Annotated in this window: 18 protein-coding genes and 1 pseudogene; 4 read left to right on the top strand and 15 right to left on the bottom strand. The window is 48.1% G+C overall.

Annotated features, from left to right (window positions below; genetic code table 11):
• Position 1: 1 nt before the first annotated feature.
• The 9 genes from AN618_RS00410 to AN618_RS00450 all read right to left on the bottom strand — a co-directional run bounded on the left by AN618_RS00410 (position 2) and on the right by AN618_RS00450 (position 9,722).
• Positions 2-1,234: an RNA-guided endonuclease InsQ/TnpB family protein gene (locus AN618_RS00410; protein ID WP_066350704.1), complete on the bottom strand. Its 1,233-nt coding sequence runs from the start codon at positions 1,232-1,234 to the stop codon at positions 2-4.
• On the bottom strand, positions 1,235-1,654 hold the full coding sequence (tnpA, locus tag AN618_RS00415) for an IS200/IS605 family transposase (protein ID WP_066350705.1): 420 nt from the start codon (positions 1,652-1,654) through the stop codon (positions 1,235-1,237).
• 583 nt (positions 1,655-2,237) lie between these two features.
• On the bottom strand, positions 2,238-2,540 hold the full coding sequence (locus AN618_RS00420) for a carboxymuconolactone decarboxylase family protein (RefSeq protein ID WP_066350707.1): 303 nt from the start codon (positions 2,538-2,540) through the stop codon (positions 2,238-2,240).
• A 58-nt stretch (positions 2,541-2,598) separates the two neighbouring features.
• Positions 2,599-3,954 (bottom strand): 23S rRNA (uracil(1939)-C(5))-methyltransferase RlmD, encoded by a 1,356-nt coding sequence (gene rlmD / locus AN618_RS00425; RefSeq protein ID WP_066350708.1) that lies wholly within the window; start codon positions 3,952-3,954, stop codon positions 2,599-2,601.
• A 27-nt stretch (positions 3,955-3,981) separates the two neighbouring features.
• Entirely contained in the window at positions 3,982-4,464 is a 483-nt protein-coding gene (trmL, locus tag AN618_RS00430; protein WP_066350712.1) for a tRNA (uridine(34)/cytosine(34)/5-carboxymethylaminomethyluridine(34)-2'-O)-methyltransferase TrmL, read from the bottom strand.
• 14 nt (positions 4,465-4,478) lie between these two features.
• A complete protein-coding gene (locus AN618_RS00435) occupies positions 4,479-5,303 on the bottom strand; it encodes a histidinol-phosphatase (RefSeq protein WP_245628319.1) in 825 nt (274 codons plus the stop codon).
• Between the two features lie 151 nt (positions 5,304-5,454).
• A complete protein-coding gene (locus tag AN618_RS00440; protein ID WP_066350718.1) occupies positions 5,455-6,759 on the bottom strand; it encodes a Na+/H+ antiporter NhaC family protein in 1,305 nt (434 codons plus the stop codon).
• Between the two features lie 28 nt (positions 6,760-6,787).
• Positions 6,788-7,975: a methionine gamma-lyase gene (gene megL, locus AN618_RS00445; protein ID WP_066350720.1), complete on the bottom strand. Its 1,188-nt coding sequence runs from the start codon at positions 7,973-7,975 to the stop codon at positions 6,788-6,790.
• A gap of 145 nt (positions 7,976-8,120) precedes the next feature.
• Positions 8,121-9,722, bottom strand: a complete 1,602-nt coding sequence (locus AN618_RS00450; RefSeq protein WP_066350721.1) for a sigma 54-interacting transcriptional regulator — start codon at positions 9,720-9,722, stop codon at positions 8,121-8,123.
• 106 nt (positions 9,723-9,828) lie between these two features.
• On the opposite strand from AN618_RS00450, the gene AN618_RS00455 reads away from it, so the two are divergent.
• From AN618_RS00455 to AN618_RS00470, 4 genes are all read left to right on the top strand, one after another.
• Entirely contained in the window at positions 9,829-10,251 is a 423-nt protein-coding gene (locus AN618_RS00455) for a HutP family protein (protein WP_157081583.1), read from the top strand.
• Positions 10,252-10,484: 233 nt separating this feature from the next.
• Positions 10,485-11,408, top strand: a complete 924-nt coding sequence (locus AN618_RS00460) for an ABC transporter substrate-binding protein (protein ID WP_157081584.1) — start codon at positions 10,485-10,487, stop codon at positions 11,406-11,408.
• Between the two features lie 26 nt (positions 11,409-11,434).
• Entirely contained in the window at positions 11,435-12,349 is a 915-nt protein-coding gene (locus AN618_RS00465; protein WP_066350724.1) for an ABC transporter permease, read from the top strand.
• Positions 12,350-12,355: 6 nt separating this feature from the next.
• Positions 12,356-13,150, top strand: coding sequence for an ABC transporter ATP-binding protein (locus AN618_RS00470; RefSeq protein WP_066350729.1), 795 nt, complete (start codon positions 12,356-12,358; stop codon positions 13,148-13,150).
• Positions 13,151-13,300: 150 nt separating this feature from the next.
• On the opposite strand, the pseudogene AN618_RS00475 reads toward AN618_RS00470, so the two are convergent.
• From AN618_RS00475 to AN618_RS00500, 6 genes and pseudogenes are all read right to left on the bottom strand, one after another.
• Positions 13,301-14,878: pseudogene (locus AN618_RS00475) on the bottom strand (sodium:neurotransmitter symporter family protein).
• Between the two features lie 153 nt (positions 14,879-15,031).
• Positions 15,032-15,613: an indolepyruvate oxidoreductase subunit beta gene (locus tag AN618_RS00480; RefSeq protein WP_066350737.1), complete on the bottom strand. Its 582-nt coding sequence runs from the start codon at positions 15,611-15,613 to the stop codon at positions 15,032-15,034.
• Complete coding sequence (gene iorA, locus AN618_RS00485; RefSeq protein WP_066350739.1) at positions 15,613-17,367, bottom strand: indolepyruvate ferredoxin oxidoreductase subunit alpha; 1,755 nt, start codon at positions 17,365-17,367, stop codon at positions 15,613-15,615. Before iorA ends, AN618_RS00480 begins: the two co-directional genes overlap by 1 nt.
• Positions 17,364-18,272, bottom strand: a complete 909-nt coding sequence (locus AN618_RS00490; protein ID WP_066350741.1) for a bifunctional enoyl-CoA hydratase/phosphate acetyltransferase — start codon at positions 18,270-18,272, stop codon at positions 17,364-17,366. The genes iorA and AN618_RS00490 overlap by 4 nt, the downstream gene beginning before the upstream one ends.
• Positions 18,265-19,350 carry a butyrate kinase gene (gene buk / locus AN618_RS00495; protein WP_066350744.1) on the bottom strand — a complete coding sequence of 362 codons (1,086 nt, stop codon included), beginning with the start codon at positions 19,348-19,350 and terminating at the stop codon, positions 18,265-18,267. Before buk ends, AN618_RS00490 begins: the two co-directional genes overlap by 8 nt.
• Before the next feature lie 11 nt (positions 19,351-19,361).
• On the bottom strand, positions 19,362-20,447 hold the full coding sequence (locus tag AN618_RS00500; RefSeq protein WP_066350985.1) for a Glu/Leu/Phe/Val dehydrogenase dimerization domain-containing protein: 1,086 nt from the start codon (positions 20,445-20,447) through the stop codon (positions 19,362-19,364).
• Positions 20,448-20,466 lie beyond the last annotated feature (19 nt).

A 20,466-nucleotide genomic window follows, 5' to 3' on the forward strand; every position in this document is an offset into this window, starting at 1 on the left:
CTCAAGCGGATGCACGCAGGGCTTTATTCCCGCGCTTCGGTTCAGCGACGCCGTGCCATCCCAAGAGGAATGACACGACCGCAGGCCGCGCCACACGGCCACTACTCCCCTCCACGGGAGATACCTGGTACGCCCTCTCGTAGATGTTTAGGGCACCGTTTACGTCTGCCTGTGCCTTCCAACCACAGGAACATACATACAAACCCCGGTGTCTCCGGTTGGAAGACATGACCTTGCCGCAGGCGTGGCAGGTAATGGACGTGCTCTTCTCTTCTACATCGTCACGGACTATGATTCCCGCTAGAGCACCCTTATACTTCAGCATGTTGATCAGCTTCCGGTACGGCCACGCATGCAACCGCTGGTTCAACCGTTTCCCATGATCAATACTCTCACGGATCCCGTTGAGATCCCCAATGGCTATCTCCTTTACGCCCCGCCGTACGCATTCCGCAATAAAATGGGAGGTGGCTATGTGCAACAGGTGCTCCACTTGTTTCTTTTCCCGATGCGCTATCTCCTTCCACCTACGGGAGTTCTGCTTGAGACTGGCCCGCACCTTCTGCCAGTACCGCCTTACGGCTTTGATCAGCCTGCCGGAGTAAAGCGTTACCGTACCATCGTCAAAGGCACAGGCCATAAGAACCGTCTCCCCGAGGTCTACCGCTACCCTTCCCGTCCCGTTGTTTTCACGGGCCTTGACTTCCACCACCAGACGGGCCTCACAGCGCCCGGAAACCTTGTCGTAGGCAATGGAGAGTTCCCGCACCCGTTCGTATTCAACATCAAGACGGTGAGATATGCGGAAAGTGACCTGTTTTACATCGTCTTCCCGGCTGGTGCCCAGGCTCAGTGTGACCTTGTCTCCATCTACCCTGAACCCGCTCTGTACATACTTGAGCGGAGAAAGACAGTTCTTCCGGCGGAAGCCGGGAGCTTCATGCCGCGTAAGACCCTTTTTCTTGAGAGTAAAGAAAGACTTATACGCTTCCCGTACTTCGTCCCGGGTGAGCTGGACTGACATCGAGTAGTACCCTTTGGCCCTGGGCAGCTCTTTTAAGATGCGGTTGAGGTTCTTTCGAGAAATATTTACCCTTCCGGCTTCTTTGTACTCTTTTCTAAGATGCCACAGAAGACCGTTGTAGACCTTGGTGGCACAGAACATGGCATCCTTTAGAACGGCTTCAATCTGCGGGTCCGCATGGATTTGGGCTTTGAGTGTGATTAGCGGCACTCAATCACCTCTTCCCTCTGTTTTTTGAGCTTCGATGTACCGCCTGATAGTATCACTAGAGACCTCTCCAGCTGTGCCCACGTAGTAGCTTGGATTCCACAGATGACCGTCCCAGAGCTTCTTTTTGAGTTCCGGATGTTTCACAAAAAGAGTGCGGGCCGTGGAACCTTTCAGCACCTTGGCGATTACTGCTGGAGCTATTTTGGGAGGGGCGGAAAGAAAAATGTGTACGTGGTCGGGCATGACCTCCAAAGCCAGCAACTCGTAGCCATGTTCGTTACAGAGAGCAGTAATTGCTTCCTTCAAGGTTTCGTCTATTGGTGGGAACAATACCTTACGGCGGTACTTTGTTGACCATACAAAGTGGTAGTTGATGTTGTAAACTGCTGTCCCAGCTGATTTCCAAGCTTCCTTCTTCATACCATTATGATAGCATACCACGCAACGATTGTAAATATCGGAGCGAGGGGGTCCGTGTATCCCCTAAATAAATTGAGGGGGATTATTGCCCCCTCGCGCTCCCCCATTTTTCTAAAACTTCCATTAATGCTCGGATGTCTTACTGTAATTGATTTTCGAAGTGCTTATTGTGAGCTTGTTTTAGCTACAATTGCTCAGAATGTTGTTGCTTTAGTCGCATTAAGAGCGAATAAGCATGACAAGGTAAGGTCACTTCGGGGAATTGTTGCTTAAAATTGCAATCAAGCCCAGGGGGTGTTTTTTGCTTTTTTCAATTGAGCTTTTAAACTAGAGCAAAACATATTCCATAATCTGTCAAATTTGAGGCCCAGACAGGTATAGGGACTTTTTTAGTTTTTTATGGGAGCATAGTTTTGCAATAGCCTAAAAATATAATTTAAAATTAACAAATATGTTGAGCAGAATTTTACCACACTTTTTGTGTTTGTGTCAATACAAAATTTTGCTGAATTTTGTATACAAAATAAAAAGCTCCGCGCGATATCACCTCGCACAGAGCCCATTATTGGTTTACATACCAACCTTACTTACCTTCAGGAAAAGCCGCAGAATACGAAGCCAAAATGGAATTTCCGAAGGCAAAATAAGCTATCCGAATCGCCTCTCTTATCTCTTCATCCGTCACTCCCATGCTCCTCAACTGCTTTGCTATGTTCGTTACCCCTTGAGTTGCTCCATGGGCGGCATCCACAGCCAGCGCAATCAAGAGCTTCGTCTTCTGGTCCAGCGCCCCCTCTCCCATGGCCAAAGAATATACGTCTTCAATGGCCTTCCCAAAATCAGGGTCGTTTTTCCCTACCGACGCCAGAAAAGGCGGTAGTGGCATATGTCCCCCTCCCGATTGAATAATTTGTTCTAATATTATATCACAACTCCTTTTACACTCAAACTCTCCTTCTAATCAACGCCACGCACTCCACGTGATGGGTGAAAGGGAACATGTCTACGGGCTGCACCAGTTCGGTTTTATAGCCCCTGTCTTCCAGGAAACGCAGGTCCCTGGCAAGTGTGGCCGGGTTGCATGAAACGTACACCATCCGGGAAGGATTCATCTCGACAGCAGCCTCCAGCAGCCCTTCTTCACACCCCCTTCTCGGAGGGTCCATAACTATAACGTCGGCCCCGACACCCTGCGTCAGTAGCCGGGGCATTACTTCTTCCGCCGCTCCCTCTATGAATTCCACATTCTCGATTCCGTTTAACCGGGCGTTTTTTCGGGCATCTTTTACCGCATCGGAAACTAATTCTATGCCGTAAACCTTCTTTGCCTTTCTTGCCAAAAAAAGTGTTATGGTGCCTATACCGCAGTAGGCATCGATAACCGTCTCTTCGCCGGTAAGGGCCGAGAATTCCAAAGCTTTGCTGTAAAGCACCTCCACCTGTACCGGATTTACCTGGAAAAAGGAGTTGGGAGAAAGGGTGAATTTAATTTCACCGATAAAATCCATTATATAAGGCTTTCCGTATACCAGTATGTTTTCTTCGCCCAAAATCACATTTGTCTTCTTCGTGTTTATGTTCAAATAAACGCTTGTAAGTCCCTCTATATTTTTCTCCAAAGCACCGATAAGCTCTTTTAAACGAGGAATTTTTCTTCCATTAATTACTAGTACAACCATAACTTCACCGGTCTTTGCCCCAATCCTTGTTATTACGTGCCTTAAAAGACCTTCATGCTTTACCTCATCGTAAACTGGTATTTGATATTTTTCCACCCATTTTCCGACCAGCTCCGCCACTTGCCAGCTAAAATCATGCTGTATCAGACAGCTTCTTATCGGCACGAGTTCATGGCTCCTTTTTTTGTAAAATCCAAGTACAGCCCGGCCATCCTTTTTCCCCACCGGATACTGTGCCTTGTTTCTGTATTTAAATGGAATGTCCATTCCTATAGTTTCGAGCACCGTAGTATGTATATGCCCTATCCTCTCCAAATTGTCCTTGACTTTTTGAGTCTTAAAATCAAGCTGTCCTTTGTACGAAAGGTGCTGCAGCGAGCACCCGCCGCATTTTTCCGCATAAGGGCATGGCAGTTCAACCCTTTCGGGCGATGGCACGATAATCTTTTCCACCCGTGCAATGGCGTAATTTTTAGATACCTTCTCTATCCTTGCAAGGACCTTCTCGCCTTTTAAAGCTCCTTCGACAAAGACTGCAAGGCCATTAACTCTCCCTACTCCCTGTCCTTCATGAGCCATTCCCGTTATTTCCATTTCAACTTTTTGCCCTATTTGAAGCATAACTTCACCGCCAAAGCTTAATTTTTCTCATTTCGACGAGGGACCCTTGATTTTCAACCCTTTGAAATCGTTCTGCCTTAACGCTTCATAAAGCACTATGGCGACGGAATTTGAAAGGTTCAAAGACCTGGCTTCTTCCAGCATGGGTATCCTTACGCATCTTTCCCAGTTGGCTTTTAAGAGTTCCAAAGGAAGGCCCGCCGTTTCCTTTCCGAAAACAAGATAGGTACCCGGCTCGTATTGCACATCCGCATAACATTTTTCAGCTTTCGTCGTGAGAAAGTAAGCCGAAATACCGGGGTTTTTCTCCTCAAACTCTCTATAATTTTCGTAATATCTTACATCCACCAAATGCCAGTAATCAAGCCCCGCCCTTTTGAGGTATTTGTCTTCCAGAGAAAATCCAAGCGGGCCTACAAGATGGAGCACCGCCCCGGTCGCCGCGCAGGTGCGGGCGATATTTCCGGTATTTTGAGGTATTTCCGGTTCTACCAGCACGACATGAAACATTTATACCGCCTCTTTTATATTTTGTAAAAAAAACTTTTCCTTTTTTCGAAATAGCATAGATTTTTAAAACCGAAAGACCTTACGTATTCCAAAGCTTTGTCAAAATCCCTTCCCACATCTTCCGGCCGGTGAGCATCGGAGTTTATGATTAAAGGAATTTCGTAGTTTTTGAGTTGAATCATGATGTCCGGCGATGGGTAAATCTCTCCCACCGGCTTCCTGAGACCAGCAGTGCTGACTTCCGCGCAAACCTTCGACTTTTGCATGGCTTTTGCTACTTTTTGGTATATCGGAGAAAGGTCCTTTTCGGTTTTATGACCGAAAACTTTTATTACATCAATATGGGCAATTATATCAAAAATCCCTGAAAATATCGCGTTTGTCAGCACCTCGAAATACTCGATATAGGTTTTATAAATGTCCCTTGATTCCCATTCGCTCATAAAATCCGGATTGTCAAATCCAAAGTCACCCAGCCAGTGAACCGCCCCGATCACATAGTCAAAGGGGTAAAACGAAACAAAATACTTTATTTCATCTTCCCATTCCGGAATATAGTCCACTTCAATGCCGAGCTTTATCGGAAAACCCTGCTTTTTTGCATCTTCCACGAGTTTGATGTACTCCTCGATATCTTTAGTTGCCCTTTCCTCGTGCCATCTTCCTCTCGGCCCGTCACTTCTCCAAAGATGCTTTGCCTGGTAAAACCTGTAGCAGTGTTCCGAAAAGCCGATTTCCTCTACAGACCTTTTTTTACCTTCTTCTAAAAATTTTTTCACCCACTCTACTGTGTAAGGTCCTTGTTCCAGGTGAACGTGGTAATCCCTGAGCTCCATCATTTCCTTCTCCCTTGCTCCTTCCGGTAATTTTTAGACATATTTTTATTATAGCATACTTTGCATCACAAAGAGATAAGCCCGTGCTAAAGTTGCTTTTTGAAAATACAAAAAGACCGCCAACTTTTATCGACGGTCTTAAAAAGCAGCATGATTAACTAACCGGCTTCCTCGCCGCTTTGGGAAAATCAAAGGCTATCGCCGCCAGGGTAAATAATCCGAGAAGGTACGGGTAATAAAGATACGGTATAATCTCTACCGGCGACAGTTTCGCTATGCTGCCGGCCAAGAGAAGCTGGGCTCCGTAAGGGATGATGCCCTGCCACACGCAGGAAAATATGTCGAGCAGGCTGGCGCTCCTCCTCGGGTCGACGCCGTTTTCCTCAGCCAATTTTTTTGCCATCGGGCCCGTTATTACTATCGCAACGGTGTTGTTGGCCGTACAAATATCCGCAACCGATACAAGGGCACTTATGCCCAGCTCAGCCCCTTTGCGGCTCTTGATTTTTCGGCTGATCAAGTTTAACAGGTAATCTATACCGCCTTCTTCTGCAATCATCGCCGCAAGGCCGCCTATCAAGAGCGAGAGGATGAATATCTCTTGCATGGAGCCGAAGCCTTCATACACTTTTTTAGTAAAATCAAGCAAAGTGAAGCTTCCATCGGCAAGGCCTATAGCACCGGCCATAACAAGACCAATCAAAAGCACGAGAAACACGTTAAGTCCCATCAATGCCAGCACAAGCACGAATACATAAGGCAATATCTTTACAAAATTGTATTCCAATCCCTGTGGTATATTTCCCGCTATCCCGGAAAGTGCAAGTATAACTATCGACAGCAGTGCCGCAGGCAAGGCTATTTTAAAGTTCATTATGAACTTATCCTTCATCTCGCAACCCTGAGTGCGTGTAGCCGCTATGGTGGTATCCGAAATCATCGAAAGGTTGTCGCCAAACATGGCGCCGCCCACCACGGTGCCCATAGCAATTGGCAAAGGTATCTGAGCTTTTATGGCCATGTCTACGGCAATCGGACCTATTGCAGCTATCGTTCCCATGGACGTTCCCATAGCGGTGGAAACAAAGGCTGCTATCAAAAACAGTCCCGGCAGTATCATATTCGGCGGAATTACCGACAGGCCGAAGTTGACGGTTGAATCCACTCCTCCCATGGCTTCGGCCACTGTAGAAAATGCACCGGCAAGCAGGTAAATCATGCACATTATTATGATGTTGGAATCACCCACGCCTTTAATGAAGCTGTCCATTTTCTTATCCAGTGAACCTTTGAATATGGCAAACGCAACTACAATCCCCGCCATAGCCGCTACCGGGGATGGAAGCTGATAGAAGGCAAACTCGACGCCCTTGCTGTTGAAATAAAGGCCGCTGCCCAAAAAAATTGCAAGGAATATCAAAAGGGGCAAGAGTGCAAGCGGGTTTTCTCTTTTCTTCATCTACATCTCCTTTCTAGATTTAGAAAAATTAAGCTTGCAAGCTTTCCTGAACCTTCTTCAAAGCCTGGTCCAAATCCGCAATTATATCCTCAACATCTTCAATGCCGACGGAAAGCCTCACGAGGCCGTCGGTAATACCAGCTTTCAACCTTTCCTCTCTCGGCACGGGAGAATGCGTCATTGAAGCCGGATGCTGAATCAAGGAATCCACGCATCCCAAACTCACCGCAAGGGTTATCAATTTAACGCTGTTCATTAAGACCTTGCCTGCCTCTATTCCGCCTTTGAGTTCGAAACTTATCATTCCGCCGAAGCCATCCATCTGCCTTTTGGCCAGCTCATGCTGCGGGTGGGAAGGAAGCCCTGGGTAGTATACCTTTTCTATCATCGGATGGTTCTCCAAATATTCCGCCACCTTCTGAGCATTCTGGCAGTGGCGGTCCATCCTAAGGCCTAGAGTTTTTATCCCCCTCAAAAGGAGCCATGCATCAAAGGGGCTGATTACTCCCCCGATATCCTTAAGATACGGCATCTTCATTTCGGTTATCAAATCCTTCGGTCCGACGATTATACCCGCAATTACATCGCCGTGGCCGCCTATATACTTGGTGGCGCTGTGGACCACAATGTCAACCCCGTGCTCGATGGGCCTTTGCAGGTACGGCGTCATAAAGGTGTTGTCGACGACCACCCTCGCACCCGCCCTGTGGGCTATTTCTGCCGTCCCCTTGAGGTCCACCAGCTTTAACGTGGGGTTGGCCGGAGTTTCCACATATACCACTTTGGTATTGGGCTTAATGGCTTTTTCGAGATTCGAAAGGTCAGAAAGGTCAGTAAACGTAACCTCTATCCCGTATTTGGGAGCTATATGGCTCAAAAAGCTGTGGGTGCACCCGTAAAGGGTGTCGTTGGCTACGATGTGTTCCCCCTGCTTTAGCAGGGTAAAGAGCACCGTAGAAATGGCCGCCATGCCGGAAGCGGTGGCTATAGCCGCCTCACCGCCTTCCAAAACCGCCATTTTTTCTTCCAGTTCCGTGACGGTGGGATTGCCTAGCCTGGTGTAAATATAACCTTCTTCTTCACCGGCGAAGCGCCTCGCACCCTGGTCGACGTTTTCAAAAACGAAGGTCGAAGTCTGGTAAATCGGCGTAACGTGGGCCCCGGTCACCGGGTCATGCTTTTGTCCGGCGTGAATGGCCTTTGTGTTAAAACCCATAAAAAACTCCCTCCCGAGTGATTTTCTACACAAAACTCTCTCGCAAAAACCGTACCATCGCTTCCGGGGCCGGATTTAGGCCTTTTCGGTAAATTTTTTTACCATTCTGTCGCTTTTGCCGGTTAAAAATATTACCTTTGGTCAATTATTTTACCATTTCCTCCGACCAACGGGTTTCTTTCTTTATCCCGTAACTTCTCATCTTGTTCAAGACGGTAGCATGGGTCACCCCAAGCAGCTTTGCGGCTTCCCTTATGCTTTTCGACTTCGAGAGAGCATCTAGTATGGCCCTTTTTTCGGCTTCCTCCACCACTTCTTTCAGATTCTTACAGGGCGTTTTACCGCACGGCTTTCTGACGTAAAGCGAGTCGCTCAATTCTTCTTCTTTTAATACTAAATGTTCGACTCCGATGACTTCTTCGTCGCACAGGTTTATGGCCCTTTCTATCACGTTTGAAAGCTCCCTCACGTTTCCGGGCCAGTCATACTCCATAAGTTTTTTCATTGCTTCGGAGCTTATATCGTTAATCCTTTTCCCCACCTTCTGGCTCAGCTTCTTTATTAAATGCCTCGCTAAAATCGGAATGTCTTCCTTCCGTTCCCTGAGGGGCGGTATGAAAATGGGAATGACGTTTAGCCTGTAATAAAGGTCCTCCCTGAACTGGCCCTCCTTCATGAGCTTTTCTAAGTTTCTGTTGGTCGCGGCAATGATGCGAACGTCCACGGGGATTTCTTCGTTCCCGCCTACCAGCCTAATTTTACCCTCCTGGAGCACCCGAAGGAGCTTCACCTGCAGGTAGGTGGAAAGCTCACCTATCTCGTCCAGAAAAAGAGTACCCTTGTCGGCATATTTAAAAAGCCCCTGCTTTCCGCCTTTTTTCGCCCCCGTAAAAGCGCCTTCCTCGTAGCCGAAAAGTTCGCTCTCTAGAAGCGTATCCGGAATTGCAGCACAGTTTACGGCGACGAAGGGTTTATTCTTCCTCGGGCTTGCCATGTGAATGGAACGGGCGAAAAGTTCCTTGCCCGTCCCGCTTTCGCCTCTTATTAGCACGGTAGAATTTCCTTTCGCAGCAATCTTGGCTATCTCCTTTACCCTTCTCATCTTCTCGCTTTCCCCGAGAATTTCCTCGAAGGTTATCATCGCCGGCTGGGCAAAGGAATATACGAGTTCCATCACGTTTTCAATATCCTGAAGCGACGCCACAACTCCTACAGGATTGCCGTCCTGGTCCAGGATGGGACGTCCCGAGGTTATATAGTGACTTTTGGTCTTTTGGTTGTTCAAAACGATTTCCACGTTGTCGTAACTTTCTCCCGTCTGCAAAGTCCTCAACATAGGTATGTCCGGCGCGAGTATCTCCGCCACAGGCCTGCCGATGGCTTCTTTAGCCTTGATTCTTAGTATTTTCTCCGCCGCTGGGTTGAACGCAGTAATTATGCCGTTCTTGTCGATGGCGATTATGCCTTCAACCGTGGCATCCAAAACGGCCTTTATTTCTCTTTCCTTTTTCTCCTGCGGCATCATTTTTATCCTTTCAACTTCCAACACATCTTTTTCCTGAAGCAGCTGCTCCTTCAAAAAGTCGAAAGAAAGGCCTTCGGCCTTTTCTATTTTCAAAAAGGCTAATCCGGGTGCCACTTCCATGGCCTTCAGGTTTATACCATGCCTATAGAGTATTTTTAAAATGTCGAGGGCCATACCAACTCTGTCTTTGGTCTTCACCGCAAAACAAATTGTTTCGCCCATACTATCACCCATTTCATTTTACAAAAAATAATGAACTCATTCCACTTAAAAACATAAGGAAATATTCTCAACGGCATGCTATAATAATTTTAAAAAAGTCAAAGAGGTGGGAGATTTGGAAAGCATCGATGTGGCGAAAATCGCCATAAAGATGGCTCTTTCGAGCCGGGAAGAGGAAATGGAGTTTAAGGAGAAATATTCGAAAATGCACGTCAGGACGGCCGCCGTCGACTTCGGAGGAGATTTCAATAACTCCATCAAAAAAATCATAGAGCGGACTTTGGTGGCCGCAAAACGGGAAGGAGTAATTGAAGAGGGAAAGCACGTGCAGGAGGGGGCTTTGATAGGTGCGGCAAGAGAAGCCCTCTCTCAGGTGACGCAAAAGGCCCTGGGATTAAACGTAGGAGGAAAAATAGGCATGGCGAGGTGCGGCGAACATATATGCGTCGCCATGTTCTTCGGCGTGGGGTTCCTTAACCTCAACGAGGTAGCAATAGGCCTTGGACACAGGTCCATTCCGAGTTTTTAAATCTAATGTATTGACACCGAACGGATTTGAAATATATAATATTATTCAAAATTAATATCACGGTAGGGCGGTAGTATGGTAGGAGAACGTTTTTAAAACACTCTTACCGAGTGTTTTTTTGTTTTTCTCCCCCATACTTACCGTATAAAAAAGAAAAGGGGGTAATTTTTTATGAAAAAGCTTTTTGTGATTTCTTTAGCATTTCTTCTCGTCATTTCCCTTTTTCTTACAGGATGCGGAGGCCAAAAAAAGCAGAGCAAAAAGTTTTTAAAATCGGCATATCCCAGTTTGTAGAACATCCGGCCCTGGATGCAGCGCGGGATGGATTCATCGATGGCTTGAAGGAAGCGGGTTTTGAAGAAGGCAAAAACGTCACCTTTGTGATAGAAAACGCTCAGGGCGATTTTCCAACCGCTCAAACCATAGCAAACAAATTCGTCGGTGAAAAGGTGGATATGATTTTGGCTATAGCCACGCCTTCCGCCCAGGCAGCGGCCAACGCAACTAAAGATATACCCATTCTAATAACCGCAGTAACCGACCCCGTAGCTGCAGGCCTTGTCAAAAGCCTTGAAAAACCCGAAACCAACGTAACCGGGACTACTGACATGAATCCCGTGAAGGAACAGCTCGAGCTTTTAAAAGAAATACTCCCGGATGCGAAAAACGTGGGAATACTTTACAACGCCGCCGAAGCCAACTCCAAAGTTCAGGTGGACTTGGCCAAAAAAGCGGCAGAAGAACTTAATCTCACCATCCATGAGGCAACCGTAGCCAGCAGCAGCGAAGTAAACCAGGCTGTCCAGTCCCTTTCCGGAAAAGTAGATGCCATATATGCGCCTACGGACAACACCATTGCCTCTGCCATAGGCGCGGTAGTCAAGGTCTGCAACGATGCCAAAATCCCGGTGATAGCTGCTGAAAGAGGCATGGTGGAAGGCGGTGCCCTCGCCACGCTGGGAATCGATTATTACCTTTTGGGAAAGCAGACTGGCGCCATCGCCGCTCGAGTTTTAAAGGGTGAAAATCCCGCCGAAATACCTGTGGAGGGTTCAAAGGAATATAAGCTCATAATTAACAAAAAGGCCGCCGAAAGGCTGGGCATAAAGATACCGGATGCCGTAATGGCAAAAGCCGATGAAATAATAGAAAAATGATTTTTCTTTCAATTGAGGTGTCTTAGATGTGGCAAAATATGTTATTAAAATCCGTAGAACAGGGCCTTGTTTTCGGCATAATGGCTCTTGGAGTTTACATTACCTTGAAAATACTTAATTTCGCCGACCTCACCGTTGACGGAAGTTTCCCCCTGGGGGCGGCTGTGGCCGCATCACTAATCATAAGTGGCCACAGCCCTTTCACGGCAACGGCAGCCGCCATCCTCGCAGGGGCCCTTGCGGGCTTGATTACCGGGATCTTGAACACCGGTGCGAAAATAAGCGAACTTTTGTCCGGAATCCTTACCATGACTTCCTTATACTCCATAAACTTGAGGATAATGGGGCGGCCAAACATACCGCTTTTGAATGAGCCCACCATTTTCACGAGCTTACAGGAATTTGTAAAAGTTCAGTTTCCCGTCTTCCCGTTGGAGTATATTTACCTCGTAACCTTTCTTCTTTTCGCGGGTGCGATAGAACTCATGCTTGTCTTGTTTTTGAAAACTCAGCTGGGTTTGAGCCTCAGAGCTACAGGCGATAATCCTCAAATGATCCGGAGCCAGGGGGTAAATACGAACGTAACCAAAATTATAGGGCTTTGCATTTCGAACGCGCTTATTGCGCTTTCCGGTGCTATCGTTGCCCAGTATCAGGGTTTTGCCGACGTGGGGATGGGAATCGGAACAATAATAGCCGGGCTTGCTTCCGTCATAATAGGCGATGCCCTTTTGGGCGAAAGGTCCATACTAACCAGTACGCTCGGGGTGATATTGGGCTCGATTTTATACCGCTTCAGCATCTCCCTTGTGCTTTCCTTCAGGCTGGCACAAGCTTCTGACCTGAAACTTCTCACAGCCGTAGTCGTGGTAATCGCCCTCACAATCCCCAGGTTCAAAAATTTCATGAGGGGGTCAATTATTCCTTCGGAAAGGGGATAGAAAGTCATGCTGGTCCTGGAAAACATCTCTAAAACGTTCAACGCCGGTACCCCCAATGAAAATCGCGTCTTTGACGGCCTTTCTCTGGAAGTAAATGAGGGGGACTTCATCACCGTCATCGGCAGCAACGGTGCCGGAAAATCCACATTGCTGAACATCATAGCGGGAGTTATTCCGGTGGACGGCGGAAAAATATATCTTGACGGAAAGAATATAACAAATCTCCCCGAATACAAAAGGGCCGCTTTTATCGGACGCGTATTTCAGGACCCCATGCTAGGAACTTCTCCCTCCATGACGGTGGAAGAAAACCTGTCATTGGCTTATTCAAGGGCCTGCAACATTTCCCTGAGATGGGGGCTCACTGCTAAAAAACGTCAGATTTTCAAAAGATACCTTTCCAACATCTCCCTTGGCCTTGAAGAGCGCCTTGCCGAAAAAGTCAAGAGCCTCTCAGGCGGACAGCGTCAGGCATTGACGCTGATCATGGCCACCATGAAAAAGCCGCGGATTTTGTTGCTTGACGAGCATACCGGCGCCCTGGACCCCAAAACGGCAATAATAGTCAACGATTTGACCGAAAGGATCGTAAAGGAAGAAAAAATAACGACAATTATGGTCACCCATAACCTGGAAGACGCCATAAGGATGGGCAACCGGCTTTTGATGATGCATCACGGAAAAATAGTGCTGGATATCAGGGGTAAGGAAAAGGCCGCAATGACCATCGAAAGGCTCTTAAAGAAATTCGAAGAGGTCCAGGGGGAAAAATTCGCAGAAGACCGCATGATGCTGGCATAAATCGCACTAGAAAGGAGCTGCAAGTTTGCAGCTCCTCATTTAGACTGGTGCTTCACCAGATTGCTCATGGTGACAAAGACACCTATTAAGATGAATGCCCATGCAGACACCAGGAAAAACAATGCTCCACCCGACATTCTACCGCCTCCTTTAGGCTTTCAGGCCTTTTTGAGCCTGGGCTTTTCCGTAATTTTTCTGAATCGAATAGTAGGATTCTACAAAGCCTAGTATTAATATTCCTACTAGCAGCAACCGCGCGCCCTGCACCCAGGGCACCAGCTGGGGCGAATTTTCTACAAAGCTGGGCACCCATCTGAAATAACCAGCCTGAATATAGCTAATGGTCGAGAGCACTAATAATATTCCGGTTGCAAGCGGAGTCACGTATTTTATCATCAGGGTGAAAACTCCAGAGGGCACCTTCCACCAACTGCCCCTGTTTATTTCCTCAAGAGCTTTTTCCGGTCCAAACAGCCACCCTGCCACTATAGCCTCTAACAAACCTACGACCACCAGCAGGTAAGATCCCACCCAGTTGTCAAGTTCGCTGAGGAATGCCAGGTCACCGGTCTTGGTCAAAATGGGCTCAAGAGCCGAAGGCAGACCTACAATGATGTAGAACGCGAAGACCCAGAGAGCTGCCGTCTTTCTCGGTACCTTGAGGTCTTCTTCCAGTATGGCTATGAGGTAGTTGTACATCGCGATGGCCGAAGTGTAACCGGCAAAGAACAGCACCAGGAACCAGAAGGCTCCGAAGATTCCGCCTGCAGGCATCATGCGAAACACGTTGGGAAGAGCTATGAACGAAAGCCCGGGGCCGCCTGCCACGCCTTCGGGTCCAAGGAAAGTATACGCTATTGGAATGGCGATGGTGCCTCCCAGAATGACTTCAGCAAATTCGTTTAAAAATACCATCGACGTGGCGGAGAGCACAATATCTTCGTCGGGCTTCATGTAAGAAGCGTAGTTTTGGACTATACCCATGCCGAGCGAAAGGGTGAAGAATATCTGGCCCGCCGCTGCCAGCGCCGCCTGCCAGTTGAGTTCCTCCCATTTGGGAGACCATATAAAGTCGAGGCCTTTTATGGGGGACCAGTCAGGATTTACAGGCGTTCCCAGGGTCAACGTTCTTACGATAAGGATTAGTCCGAAAACGTAAAGTAACGGCATCATAACTTTAGCCCATGCTTCAATACCGCCCTGCACGCCCTTGCTCAGCGCATACGCCAGGAGCGCCAAAGCTATTACCCAGAATAAAAGTGACATTACGGGATTCTGGATATAACTTACGAAAATCTCCGCAGTTGATTTGGATGCATCCATATAACCGCCGGTTAGGGAAAGATAGGTGTAACCAAGAGTCCAGCCTATTATTTGGATATAATATGAGTTCACCAGAGTCGTTACGGCGAACACCATCATTCCAAGAATCGCACCTAGAATGGCCGCGTTGGAATGTCCGAGCCTATCCTTTGCCAGAAGGTAAGTGGAGCATCCCAGGGTGCCGTGGCCGTACCTGCCGCCGTAGCGGCCCTGCATCCATTCCACATATATGAGAGGTATGCCTATGAGCAAAAGGGCACCGAAATAAGGGAGCATGAATGCGCCGCCGCCATTTTTGGCAACCTGGTATGGGAACCGCTAGAAGTTGCCGAGGCCTATAGCATTACCGGCCATGGCAAGGATGAGTCCAAGCTTTGTACCCCAGTTTTCCCTGCTGTTTGACATAGAAACCCTCCTTTTGTGAACTTTTTATACATATTTGTCTAAAATTATACATTAGAAAAATTCTCTTTGTCAATATAATTATTTTGCCTTTGAATAAAATGGTTGCATTTGCTAATATTCTTAAAATTATCTTTAAAAAAAGTTCTACAAGCCTTACAGCATGCCCATATCCCACCCTCTTTCAAAAGCACTGATATTCACATCAACGTATTTGGCAGGGACTACATCCCTGATTACCTCGACGAAGGCATCTTTAGGCCAGTCCATCACCCTGGCCAAGACACCCACCAGCACCATATTCTGAGCCCGTATTTCGCCGCATTCTTTTGCAACCCCGACCGCATCAACCACTATCATATTTCTTATCTCTTCTTTCAGGCGCTCAACTATGTCGGCCGGATATTCCTCCTTACCCACCAGGACCGACGCCGGAGGCATTTCAAGGTCATTGACGATAAGAGTGCCTTCCGGCGAAAGGTACTCCACGTACCTTGCCGCTTCAAGCTTCTCGAAGGCCAAAAGCACATCCGCCCTTCCTTTTTCAATGAGAGGTGAATAAACCCTATCGCCATATCTTATCTGGGTTATTACGCTTCCTCCTCTCTGGGCCATCCCGTGGACTTCGGACATTTTAACGTCGTAACCCAGGTTCACCAAGGCGGTTGTTATAACCTTCCCAGCGAGAATGGTCCCCTGCCCGCCAACTCCGGAAATGAATATGCTCTTTACCGCCATTACTCATCACCCGCCTTTTCTATTGCGCCGAAGGGACACACCTGGACGCAGACCGCACATCCGACGCAGCTCAAGGGGTTAATGAATACCCCGTCGCCCTTGACCTGGATCGCAGGGCATCCCAGCCTCAAGCAGATTTTGCACTTCCTGCACTTTTCCTCATTTACGGCGTAAAGTCCCTTGGGACCCTTCCCTTTCAGCAAAGCACAGGCCCTTCTTGCAATTATCACGCTCGGGCCGTCTTTGTACTTCATCGCGTCTTTCACTGCATTTTCGACCGCCTTCAAATCGTAGGAATCCACTACAACCACGTTTTCGACGCCGAGGGCCCTGTAGATGGCTTCCAGAGATACCGCCGGAGCGGGTTCTTCTTTTGCGTTGTACCCGGTGCCGGGATGGTGCTGGTGGCCGGTCATGGCGGTAATGCTGTTGTCCACAATAATATTTATGGTATTGCTGCGGTTGTAGACGGCGTCCATAAGCGACGTAATGCCTGAATGCAGGAAGGTGGAATCCCCTATGACTGTAATCACGGTGGCATTCTTGCCGTTAGCTTCAAAGGCCTTTTTAAATCCGTGCCCCATGCTGATGCTGGCACCCATGCACAGTATGCTGTCGATGGACTCCAAAGGAGGAAGCACTCCCAGGCTGTAACAGCCTATATCGCTGGTCACCACTGCTTTCATCTTTTTGAGCACGTAGAAAACACCCCTGTGGGGGCATCCCGGACACAGCACGGGAGGTCTTGAAGGCAGCTGAGCATACGGTTTGAAGGTAATACCCGGTTTTTCCCCCTTCAGTTTTTCCCGCAGTATTTCGGGGCTCAGCTCGCCGATTTCCGGAATTACCTCCTTACCCTTTACTTTAAACCCCATCGCCTTTATCTGGTTTTCAAGGTACGGGTCTAGCTCCTCCACCACGTAGATTTCCTTTACCTTTTCTGCAAAAGCGGCGATGAGTTTTTTGGGAAGGGGGAAGGTCATCGTGAGTTTCAAAACACTCACTTCGTCGCCGAAAACTTCCTTAACGTACTGGTAGCTGATGCCGCTCGTTATTATTCCGACTTCATAATTTTTGCCCAACTCTATCCTGTTGTAGGGGAACTGTTCGCTGTAATCCTCTAAAGCTGCGAGCCTGTCCTTTAAATTTAATCTTCTTTTCCTGGCAAAGCCGGGAATCATGGCGAATTTTTCCGGATTTTTAGAATAGGGCTTCATTTCCAAGGACTTTCTCTCGCCCAATTGTACAACGCTTCGGCTGTGGGATACGCGCGTCGTGGTCCGGAAAAGAATGGGAGTATCGAACATCTCGCTTATTTTCAAGGCTTCACCGATCAGATCCTTTGCCTCCTGGCTGTCGGAGGGCTCCAGCATGGGGATTTTCGCAAAAGGCGCAAAATTTCTGTTGTCCTGTTCGTTCTGCGAGCTGTGCATACCCGGGTCATCGGCGGTAACGATTACAAGGCCGCCGTTTACACCGGTATAAGCTAGGGTAAAAAGCGGGTCGGCCGCTACATTCAAGCCCACGTGTTTCATTGAAACTATGGCTCTTGCGCCGGCCATAGAAGCCCCTGCTGCAGCTTCCAGCGCTACTTTTTCGTTAGGAGCCCATTCGGCGTATATTTCGGGGTACTTTGATATATTCTCCAATATTTCAGTGCTGGGGGTGCCCGGATAGGCCGATGCAAAACTTACCGCGTATTCGTACGCACCGCGGGCTATAGCTTCGTTTCCGGTAAGAAATGCTTTCTTCAAGTCTTTTCACCTCGCTTAACAAGACATGCTAATACAATGGACATCAGTTTGGAAAGGGGTGAATCCGCACGCGACGACAGCACTACCGGCGCTTTTGCTCCGACCACTATGCCTGCCATTAGGCCACCTGCGAGAAAAGTCAGGGACTTGCCCAGGGCGTTACCCGTTTCAATGTTGGGAACCAGTATCAGGTCGGCCCTGCCGGCCACCGGGCTTTTTATTCCCTTATGTGCAGCCGCTTCCTCGCTAACGGCGTTGTCCAGAGCCAGAGGTCCATCCACCAAAGCGCCTTTTATCTGGTTTCTTTCCGCCATCTTCGCCAGAATGGCGGCATCTACCGAAGACTGCATCTTGAAAGAAACGGTCTCCACCGCAGAAAGCACGGCTACTTTTGGTTCGGTGTATCCGATTGCTCTTAAGGCTCTTATTGCATTTTTCAGGATGGAAATCTTTTCTTCAAGGGTCGGCGCGATGTTTATGCCGCCGTCGGTTACGAAAATTATCCTGTTGAAGTTGGGCACTTCAAAGGCCGCCAAATGGCTTAAAAGTTCCCCGGTCCTCAATCCGAAATCGGGATTGAGGACGGCTTTCATGAACGTCGCAGTGTCCACGAGGCCCTTCATGAGCACGTCGGCCCTGTTCTCATGCACCAGGCGAACACCGGTTAAAGGAGCTTCCTCCGGTGAACAATCTACAATTTCCACATTTTTTACTGGAAATCCTGCTTTCAGTGCCTCTTTTTGAATCTTCTCTTTTTCGCCGACTAAAATCGGCTCGATTATGCCCTTATCGCAGGCATCCTTCACGGCTTCCAGCACCGCGGCATCGGCAGCTTGTACGACACTTACGCGAAGAGGGGGGAGGTTTCTCAATTTTTCCAGCATTTCGTTGAAGTTTTTAAACATATTGCCTTTCCTCCCCGTAGCACAAAATTTCTTCTTTTCCCTCCATCACACGACATGCCGCCTCCGCCAGGGCCCTCATTTCCTCCTCACCCGGAATCCTCCTGACCGGCGCAATAAACTTTACCCTTTCCGATATAGCATCGCAAATTCGCTCAGACTTGGTGATGCCCCCTGTGAGGACTATAAAGTCCACCTCGCCTTTCAATACCGTCGCCATCTCGCCGATGCCCTTGGCTATCTGGTATACCATCGCATCCAGCAGGAGGGCGGCTTTTTTATCACCATTTTCTGCCCTTTCTTCCACTTCTTTTACATCTTTCGTGCCAAGGTACGAATAAAGGCCGCCTTCCTGGATTAACTTTCTTTTTATCTCTTCTTTCGTATATTTGCCGCTGAAACACAATTCCACCAGTTCCAGGATGGGAAGTCCGCCGGTTCTCTCCGGAGAAAAGGGCCCTTCGCAGTTAGCGCTCTCCACATCCACCATCCGCCCTCTTTCGATGGCAGCGATGGAAATTCCTCCCCCCAGGTGGGCCACTATGAAATTTAGCTCCGCCGGCGTTTTCCCCAGCTCTTGGGCAATTTTATACACGACGCACCTTATATTGAGCGCATGGGACAAGCTCTTCCTTTCGATTCCGCAAAGTCCAGAAATCCGCGCCACATCCTCCATTTCATCCACCGAAACTGGATCCACGACAAATGCAGGGATGCCCTTTTCCTTCGCGATACGGTGGGCAATGAAAGCCGAAACGTTGGAAGCGTGCTCTCCCCCCACGGCATTTTTCAGGTCTTCAAGCATGCTTTCGTTTATGCGGTAAGTTCCGGCCTTAACCGGCCGCATTATTCCTCCCCTTGCCGCCACCACGTCTATCCGGTCGAGGGAAAATCCTTTTTCTTTTAAAGCCTTTAAGATGGCTTCGTAACGGTAGTCTTGCTGCTCAATCACATTTTTGAACTTTTTCAATTCCTCATAATCGTGCACTATATTTTCGGTAAAAACTTCTTCTTCACCATCAAATACCGATATTTTGGTAGATGTTGAACCCGGATTTATTGCAAGTATACAAAGCCCCATATACCTTCCGCCTACCTTTTCACGTAAGTAGTTTTAAGTTTTCCGATAACTTCTATTCTTTCTTCTGCAAGCCTGTCAGCTACCTTATGAGGGGGGATATTTTGCTCCTTGCTTATAGTGAATATCTTGATCAGGATGTCGTAAATGGCGGCGGTTTTCATCATAACTCGTTCGTGCCGTTTTTCATTATCTTTGTATTCCAGTTCGTCGGCCACCTGTATGAGCCCTCCGGCGTTCACGACATAGTCGGGGGCGTATAGGATACCTTTTTCGTGCAGCATATCCCCGTGACGTGGCTCAAGAAGCTGGTTGTTGGCAGAACCGGCTATTATTTTGCATCTCAATCTCGGAATGGTATCATCGTTTAATATTCCGCCCAGAGCGCATGGGGCAAATATATCGCACTCCACATCGTATATATTTTCGGGTTCCACCACCTCTACATGTGGATGTTTCGATTTCACCTTGTTTATGTTTTCCTCACTTATATCGGAAATTACCGTCTTTGCCCCCTCTTCGGCGAGATAATCCACCAGAATCTGCCCGACCTTGCCGACCCCTTGAATAGCAACTTTCATGCCTTTTAAAGATTCTGTGCCAAACACTACCCTGGCCGCAGCCTTCATACCCCTGTACACACCGTAAGCTGTTGGAAGAGCGGAATTTCCGCTTCCTCCGTACTCCTCGGGCAGCCCCACGAGATAGTCGGATTCCCGGCTGGCATATACGAAATCCATCCCTGTAGTCCCCACATCGGTCCCGGTGTAGTACCTTCCTCCTAATGTCTGAACGAACCTGCCTAAAGCCCTAAAAAGCGCTTCCGACTTGTCTTTCTTGGGGTCACCAATAATGACCGTCTTACCGCCTCCGAAATTGTTATCCGATATGGCGCATTTATATGTCATACCTTTTGCAAGCCGCATGGCATCGATCAGGGCTTCATCCTCCGATTCGTAAGGCCACATGCGGCAGCCACCGAGCGCAGGACCCAACGTGGTATCGTGAATGGCTATAATCGCCTTAAGTCCGGTGGTTTTGTCGTAATTGAAGATTATCTGCTCGAAACCGTGTTTCTCCATCTCTTTAAAAATATCTATCTTCAAAATCAACCCTCCC

Origin of the sequence: Fervidicola ferrireducens, from assembly GCF_001562425.1 — a bacterium.
GTDB lineage: Bacteria > Bacillota > Thermosediminibacteria > Thermosediminibacterales > Thermosediminibacteraceae > Fervidicola > Fervidicola ferrireducens.